The following is a 6,777-nucleotide window of genomic DNA, read 5'->3' as shown; positions in this document are numbered from 1 at the left end:
GGCCCGCGGTCCCTCCAGCTGCACGGTCATCACTTCCAAAGGCTTGCCAGCCTCAACGGCAACGGCGGCGCGAACGTCCATGTCGAGTGTCTCCTAGATTGTTACTTGCGATCGATTAGGCGGTGCGCGCCCAGAGTTCTTTTACGCGGTCTTTCAGCAGCAGCGCTTCCTCCCACCGGTCGGTGGTGTCCTCGCCATCACGGCCGGTGATGGCATAAGGCTTTGGGCCGAGTTCGCAGGTGAAGGCGAGTGTATCATCTGGTCCGGCCCGGCGTCGCCAGCTTCGAAAACCATACTCCCACCACTCCATGAAGAGATCGAGCCATGGCTGATGGTGCGGGAAGGAGATTTCGATCTGCACCTGTTCGCGCGACGCGACCCGCCCATGGAAGGACCACGAGCTGTCGAGAATGCGATGGATCATGGCATGGTTTTCCGCCGACACCGGACAGGCGAATTCGCGCCCGACCAGGAAGTGCGACAGGTCGCCGAGCAGCCGGAGATTGGGAAGCTGGTCCAGGAGATCGAGCGTGAAGAAGAGGTCGGTGGTCATCCGGTCGCGATGGGTCTCGACATAGACCGGAATCTTGGCCTCTTCGCTCAACCGCTGCCAACCTTCGAGCAATGAAAGACAGTCCTCGATGCGGCGGAGCCGGACGTCGGGTTGGAGACAGAGGTGGGCAACACCGTATTCGGCAGCGTTCTCGAGTGCGGGCTTGAGGTCGTCGACGCTCTTCGGGAAGCATTGGCCCTCGGCCTTCAGCCCGTGAGGCTTTAGGAGAGAGTTCAGGCGCCTGACGTGGCTGCGGTCGTACCAATGGGCGCTGATGCCATCGAATCCGGCCTCTGCGATCCGTTCGATGCTCTCCTCAAGCGAGAGCTCCGGCTGGATGGCGCTACGGCGTTCCATTGCCCAGAGCGACTGGAAAACGGATAGGGATTGCATCGGCGCCTCCGCAGGTTCAGTTGACGGCTAGACAGCACGAAATCGCGGCGTTGGCGAGGCTATTCCCTGAGGTGTTTTGATCAATGCGCGACAGCTAGACGTTCTGGGCGTTAATGGTCATGAAGCGCACGGGATCGGTGGTGATCTCAGCTTTGATGATGTCGAGCTTATGCAGGATCATGTCGACGGCGCGACGTGCCTGAACCTCCGGCGTCTGGTCGATGCATATGTCCATGAGGCCGGACTGCAGATGCCGCTTCTTCTTATCCGTCAGTTCATGGCCGACCCAATAGACGTCCTTCTGCTTCGCCCATTGCTGTAGGACGATCGCCACGCCTTCATCGCCGCCGCCGGCCGAATAGACGCCGATAATATCGGGGTTGCGGCGAAGCGCCTCGCTTAACAGCTCCGCCGATTGGAGGTCGTCATCATGGCCGAACATGACAAGCGAGAAGGAATGCTCAGGAGAGCCTTTCTCGGCGATGTAGTCGGAGAAACCCTTGATGCGCTCGCGGTGATTTGCGTAGGCGCCGCTATGACAGAGGGAGACCAGCTTTCCGCTGCGGGCACCCAGCATCCCGGTCATGTAATAGGCAGCACAACGGCCGGCGGCATAGTCGTCGATGCCGACAAACGGGATGTCAGAATCGCAACGGGCAACGATCTGGACCACCTCCACGCCGGCTGTACTGGCTTTTCGGAGACTGTCGCTGACCCGCACATCGTCGGGCGCGCATATGATTAGTCCGGACCGCCGGAAAGCCGGGTTGGCAACATGGCGCGCCATACCAACGGGATCGCTCTCCTTGACGAAGGTCCGGTGCAAAATGACATTCTTGTCCAGCGATGCGGCGATCCGCTCGAAAGCCTGATTCAGTCGCGCGAAGAAGCTCGTCTCCGGGCGGACGAGAATGACCTCTATGCGGATTGCGCCGCGATTGAAATGCGACTGGCGTGTCCCGTACTCCAGCTTCTTGGCTGCGCGAATGACCTTCTCGATGGTTTTGTCCGTAACACCGCCGCGGCCATTGATGACGCGCTCGACGGTTGCCAATCCGAGCTTCGCCTCTCGGGCGACATCCTTCAAAGTCACTTTGGACATGTTTGGCTCCTCCCACCGAAACTATCGGCTAGCGGCAGCATATGAGCACAGTTGCAAAATGAGGAAAACACCTCAAGCAATGTGTGGGCTCCCGCACACTGCTTCGGTATCTTCACAGGTAATCGATACGGAGGAGTGGCGATGGACGATACACTTTACGGAAAGCGCAACAAACGGGGCGATTGGGCGCCCGCCAAACTGCTCTCCTATCCGCCGGTCTTTGTATGGCCGGTTCAGCCGATGCGATTCCTGAAGTGGGTCTTCGGCTATCCGGGATATTTAATGCCCTGGAACGTTCTTTACGCCGTCATCGGGACGTTGGTCTGGCTGTACGCGACGCCATCCTTCGAAACGACGAAGACCTTCTCGATCGGCTGGATCGCGTATCTCCTGGTGCGCAACGCCACGCTCGTCTTCGTGTTCTTTGGAATGTTCCACCTGCGCCTCTATATGCAGCGCAAGCAGGGAACGAGCTTCAAGTACAATGCCAAATGGCCGTCGGTCGGCAATGACGCGTTTCTCTTTGGAAACCAGACCATCGACAACGTCATCTGGACGTTTGCCAGCGCCGTGCCGATCTGGACTGCCTTCGAGGCCGTCACGCTCTGGGCATTCGCGAACGGCATCATTCCCTATGTCTCGTTCGCGGAACACCCGGTCTACTGCGGCATCGTGATGTTACTCATCCCGACATTTCGGGATCTGCATTTCTACCTCGTGCACCGCCTGATTCACTGGCCGCCGCTCTACCATGCGGTCCACAAGCTGCATCACAACAACGTCAACCCCGGCCCTTGGTCCGGTCTGGCGATGCATCCGGTCGAGCATCTGCTCTACTTCTCGGGCGTGTTGATCCACTGGATCGTGCCATCCAACCCGGTGCATGCAATGTTTCACCTCGTACATGCGGGGCTTGCTCCGGCCCCGGGCCACGCCGGCTTCGACAAGATCGTCCTTGGGGAGGACAGCGCGATCGACACCCATGCATACGATCACTACCTCCACCACAAGTACTTCGAGTGCAACTACGCTGACGGCGTGATCCCGCTCGACCAGTGGTTCGGAACCTTCCACGACGGCTCGGCGGAGGCGCAGGAGCGGATGGACAAGCGGTTCATGGAGCAGGCCCGTCGGCGCCAGGAGAAGAAGGCGAGGCAACAGCAGCAGGCAGGTTGAAAGATCATTATCCTCCCAAGCTTAGCCCGGCTAATTGCCGGGCTTTTTGTTTTCTTCGATACTGGCAAACGTCGCCAAGTTGAGGTTTTTTCATCACAATTTTCGCGGACGAGGGGAGTGGGGGCAGCTACCGTCTTGATGCGGACATCGGGTGCCGCACCATCTCTGGGAGGAGAACATGCTTAGATTCCTGAGCGCCAGCGCGCTCGCCCTGGTGCTTGCAACTCAAGCTCATACCGCCGAACGCATCGGCGTTTCGATGGGAACGCTGTCGAACAACTTCCAGACATTGATCGTCAACGGCATGGACGCCTACGCCAAATCGATCGGTGTCGAGTTGCAGATCGAAGATGCGACGACCGACGTCAACAAGCAACTTGATCAGGTCCGCAACTTTGCGACCAGCGGTGTATCGGCAATCATCGTCGATCCCGTCGATTCCGACGGCACGCCTGCGCTTAGCAAGGTTGCCGAAGAGGCCGGCATTCCACTGATCTACGTCAACGTGCAGCCGACCGATCTTTCGACGCTTGGCAAGCAGCAGGCGTTTGTGGGTTCCAACGAGGTCGAATCCGGGACGTTGCAGACGAAGGAAGTCTGTCGGATGCTCGGCGGCAAGGGCAATGTCGTTATCATGATTGGAGATCTGACTAGCCAGGCGGCTCGGCAGCGGACACAGGACGTGCATGACGTCATCAAGACAGCCGAATGCAGCGGATTGAACGTGGTTCAGGAGCAGGTCGGAAGCTGGAGCCGCGTCAACGGCGCCGACCTTGTGTCAAACTGGCTGACCTCGGGTCTGGAGTTCGATGCCGTGATCGCCAATAACGACGAAATGGCGCTCGGTGCCATAGCAGCGTTGAAGAATTCTGGTGCCTCGACAGACAAAATCCTCGTCGCCGGAATCGACGCTACGCCTGAAGCGTTGCAGGCAATGAAGGTCGGCGACCTCAAGGTTACCGTGTTCCAGGACGCGAAGGGGCAAGGCAAGGGGTCGATCGATGCGGCCCTCAAGGCGGCGAGGGGTGAGAAGTTGGACCGTGAGGTCTGGATTCCGTTCCAGCTCGTCACTCAGCAGAACATGGCTCAATTTCAAGACCTGAACTAGCTCGGATCGCCTCACGCTCTGAGCCCATCGATCACGGCCATGCTTTTTGCATCGCCGTGATCGACCCGTTTCGGTGGTCTGTTCGCAGCAGGCTCGTTCTTGTCATACGGCGTCGTCTAGGCTGCAAGATCGGAAGGGCAGCCATGCATCAGCGGTATTGGTAAACCACGGCAATACGCTATCTATCTTCAGCCAATACAAGGAGAAAATGATGAAGAAGATCGCAACCGTTGTTGCTGCTGCATCCCTGGTGCAAGCCCTGGCCTCGAGCGTCATCGCGGCTGATTTGGTGAGCACCTACCAGGCGCCCGAAGCTGACCTGCGCGATGGGGTCAAGATCGGGATTCTGACTTGCGATGTCGGCGGCGGCGTCGGTTACGTCCTCGGCTCGGCGAAAACGGTCGATTGCGTTTTCAGCCCGGTTTCGAATGCTGAAGCGCAGGACCGCTACGCAGGTGCGATCCGCAAATTGGGGGTCGATGTCGGGTTTACCACGCGTGGCCGGATCGTCTGGGCGGTGTTTGCCCCTACCGCCGGATACCATCGCGGTTCACTCGGCGGCCTTTATCAGGGTGCGTCGGCTGAAGCGACGCTTGTCGCCGGTGTCGGCGCCAACATCCTCATTGGCGGCACCAGCGGCTCGGTTCAGTTGCAGACGTTGAGTGTGACTGGCCAGCTCGGCCTGAACGTTGCTGCGACAGGAACGTCGATGACGTTGACGCCGCAGGGATAAAGCGAAACCCGCCGGCGATCGTCCGGCGATCACGTTTGGATCTGGCCGCGTTTATGTGCGGCCAGATTTCGGGAGCTCGATATGGGAGGGAGAGCATGAGATATTCCGCAATACTGGTTGCGGCGGTGCTGGCCGGCTGTACGAGTGCGCCACCTCCTGAGCCCATTCAGGGAAGCATTACCTATGGACGCGTGGTTCACTCGCCCTTTCCGCCGGGAACGGTGGTCAAGAACACGTTCCTTGGAAAATGGGGCTATCGCGTATTCGAGAAGTATGTCGTCCAGCCTGATGGAACGCTCAAACTAACCTATCAGGAAACCGGCCCGGACTTCCTGACGGACTGACCTAGAGCAGCCGCTTCGACCTCCGCTATCGAAGCTTCGGTGGCTTGGCGAGCGGATTTGGCTGTGTCTCATGTTCGGGGGCATGGCGTCCGAAGAGCTTGTGCAGCTTGCGCTCTTCTGCGGAATCAACGTCGTTTCGTCGTCCGCGATTGATGACGCTTCGGCCCCGCGGCCCCGGATTTCTGATCTGTCTGTTTGGCGTGCTGTGCATAGCACTTTCCTCCCGTGAGGGAAACGCGCAACTCATTCTAATGTTCATGGCCGCGAGAGAAAAGGCGTCTGGTTTCCTGCATGGAAGCAGATACTGGCTCAGTTTCTGAAAACCGTGCATGCCGCACCGGCCGCACGCACTGTCACGCAGACCTTGTCAGCTTCGGCGCGGGTCTGCCTGCCGATACGAGCAGCGTAGCGCGGCCTGAAGCCGAAGCTGCGGTCGCGCACACGCACGATGACCGGCTCTTCGGCTGCGAGCGATGCAGGAAGCTGACGTGCTACGGCCGAAAACAGACGAAGGGCCGCTGCGTCGTTGCTATGGGCAGCAACTTGCGCACCCCAAGGCGCCCAGGGGCCCTGTTGAACCGATGCGGTTTCGGTAAGACGACGCTTGCTGGCAAGCTCGATGCAGGCGTCGATGAAGGGTTTGCTTGGACTCAGAAACTGAGCGGCATCGACTGGAGGATCGTTCTTCCACTGCTCGACGGTGTTTGCCGTTATGGCAAGGACGTAGCTGCGTGTCTCGAAGGGCAGCAGACCGGTATCGAGATAGTCGGCGAGCCCTTGTTCACCGGCATTGTAGGCAGCGGCAGCGAGGCCGAGATTGCCAAAGCGTGTTCGCAGATCGTCGAGATATCGTGCTGATTCCTTGAGGGATTCAAGGACATCGAAACTATCCCGCAATCCTCGCAATCTGGCGGTTCCGGGCATGAACTGGGCGATGCCCTGCGCGCCCTTCGGACTGATGGCGCCCGCCTGGAAGCGGCTCTCCCGCCAGATCAGACGAGCAAAATACTCCGGCGGCAGACGGTTCTCCTGAGCGAAGTGATCAATCGCGACGCAGAGATCGCGGCCATATGTTTCGCGGGTGATGCAAAGGCGCTCACCGGAGTTCGGGACGTCGAGAGAATAAACGCATACGCGATGTGAAGTGGCCGCGGGCGGCTGGGAAAGGGCCGTCTTGGGAAGCGCCAGCATAAAGCCGGCCACCAAGGTTACGACGCCCGCCTTGCTAAACGATACGCCCACCGCAGTCATCGTCCCTCTGTCGCCATTCCAAGCTTTCTCAATCGTGCTGGAAAAAGATACGCCCGTCATCGAATGACGGGCGGAGTTGGGAGATTAATACGCCTTCACACGTTAGCAATGCTGAAT

At 59.0% G+C, this 6,777-nt stretch carries 7 protein-coding genes and 1 pseudogene; 4 read left to right on the top strand and 4 right to left on the bottom strand.

Annotation, left to right across the window (positions count from 1 at the left end; all coding sequences use genetic code 11):
- The 3 genes and pseudogenes from FHT76_RS29410 to FHT76_RS29400 all read right to left on the bottom strand — a co-directional run.
- Positions 1-81 (bottom strand): annotated as a pseudogene (locus FHT76_RS29410) (GNAT family N-acetyltransferase); the annotation flags it as partial.
- 34 nt (positions 82-115) lie between these two features.
- A complete protein-coding gene (locus FHT76_RS29405) occupies positions 116-946 on the bottom strand; it encodes a sugar phosphate isomerase/epimerase (RefSeq protein ID WP_259132097.1) in 831 nt (276 codons plus the stop codon).
- A 94-nt stretch (positions 947-1,040) separates the two neighbouring features.
- Positions 1,041-2,048, bottom strand: a complete 1,008-nt coding sequence (locus FHT76_RS29400) for a LacI family DNA-binding transcriptional regulator (protein ID WP_259132095.1) — start codon at positions 2,046-2,048, stop codon at positions 1,041-1,043.
- A 141-nt stretch (positions 2,049-2,189) separates the two neighbouring features.
- Between FHT76_RS29400 and FHT76_RS29395 the strand changes: the two genes are divergently transcribed.
- The 4 genes from FHT76_RS29395 to FHT76_RS29380 all read left to right on the top strand — a co-directional run bounded on the left by FHT76_RS29395 (position 2,190) and on the right by FHT76_RS29380 (position 5,409).
- Positions 2,190-3,224, top strand: a complete 1,035-nt coding sequence (locus tag FHT76_RS29395; protein WP_259132093.1) for a sterol desaturase family protein — start codon at positions 2,190-2,192, stop codon at positions 3,222-3,224.
- Between the two features lie 178 nt (positions 3,225-3,402).
- The gene (locus FHT76_RS29390; RefSeq protein ID WP_183863003.1) at positions 3,403-4,332 is read left to right on the top strand and encodes a sugar ABC transporter substrate-binding protein; all 930 of its coding nucleotides are present in this window, start codon (positions 3,403-3,405) and stop codon (positions 4,330-4,332) included.
- Between the two features lie 211 nt (positions 4,333-4,543).
- The gene (locus FHT76_RS29385) at positions 4,544-5,065 is read left to right on the top strand and encodes a DUF992 domain-containing protein (protein ID WP_259132090.1); all 522 of its coding nucleotides are present in this window, start codon (positions 4,544-4,546) and stop codon (positions 5,063-5,065) included.
- 95 nt (positions 5,066-5,160) lie between these two features.
- Positions 5,161-5,409 (top strand): hypothetical protein, encoded by a 249-nt coding sequence (locus FHT76_RS29380; protein WP_259132088.1) that lies wholly within the window; start codon positions 5,161-5,163, stop codon positions 5,407-5,409.
- A 309-nt stretch (positions 5,410-5,718) separates the two neighbouring features.
- On the opposite strand, the gene FHT76_RS29375 is transcribed toward FHT76_RS29380, so the two are convergent.
- Complete coding sequence (locus tag FHT76_RS29375) at positions 5,719-6,660, bottom strand: lytic transglycosylase domain-containing protein (RefSeq protein ID WP_183862999.1); 942 nt, start codon at positions 6,658-6,660, stop codon at positions 5,719-5,721.
- Positions 6,661-6,777: the final 117 nt, after the last annotated feature.

Source organism: Rhizobium sp. BK176, from assembly GCF_024808055.1.
Note: the sequence above shows the minus strand (reverse complement) of the source record. Positions and strands in the feature narration are given on the sequence as shown.

Excerpts from the sequence above, each read along its gene's own strand:
- FHT76_RS29405 (WP_259132097.1), bottom strand. The coding sequence starts at position 946 with ATGCAATCCCTATCCGTTTTCCAGTCGCTCTGGGCAATGGAACGCCGT.
- FHT76_RS29400 (WP_259132095.1), bottom strand. The coding sequence starts at position 2,048 with ATGTCCAAAGTGACTTTGAAGGATGTCGCCCGAGAGGCGAAGCTCGGA.
- FHT76_RS29395 (WP_259132093.1), top strand. The coding sequence starts at position 2,190 with ATGGACGATACACTTTACGGAAAGCGCAACAAACGGGGCGATTGGGCG.
- FHT76_RS29390 (WP_183863003.1), top strand. The coding sequence starts at position 3,403 with ATGCTTAGATTCCTGAGCGCCAGCGCGCTCGCCCTGGTGCTTGCAACT.
- FHT76_RS29385 (WP_259132090.1), top strand. The coding sequence starts at position 4,544 with ATGAAGAAGATCGCAACCGTTGTTGCTGCTGCATCCCTGGTGCAAGCC.
- FHT76_RS29380 (WP_259132088.1), top strand. The coding sequence starts at position 5,161 with ATGAGATATTCCGCAATACTGGTTGCGGCGGTGCTGGCCGGCTGTACG.
- FHT76_RS29375 (WP_183862999.1), bottom strand. The coding sequence starts at position 6,660 with ATGACTGCGGTGGGCGTATCGTTTAGCAAGGCGGGCGTCGTAACCTTG.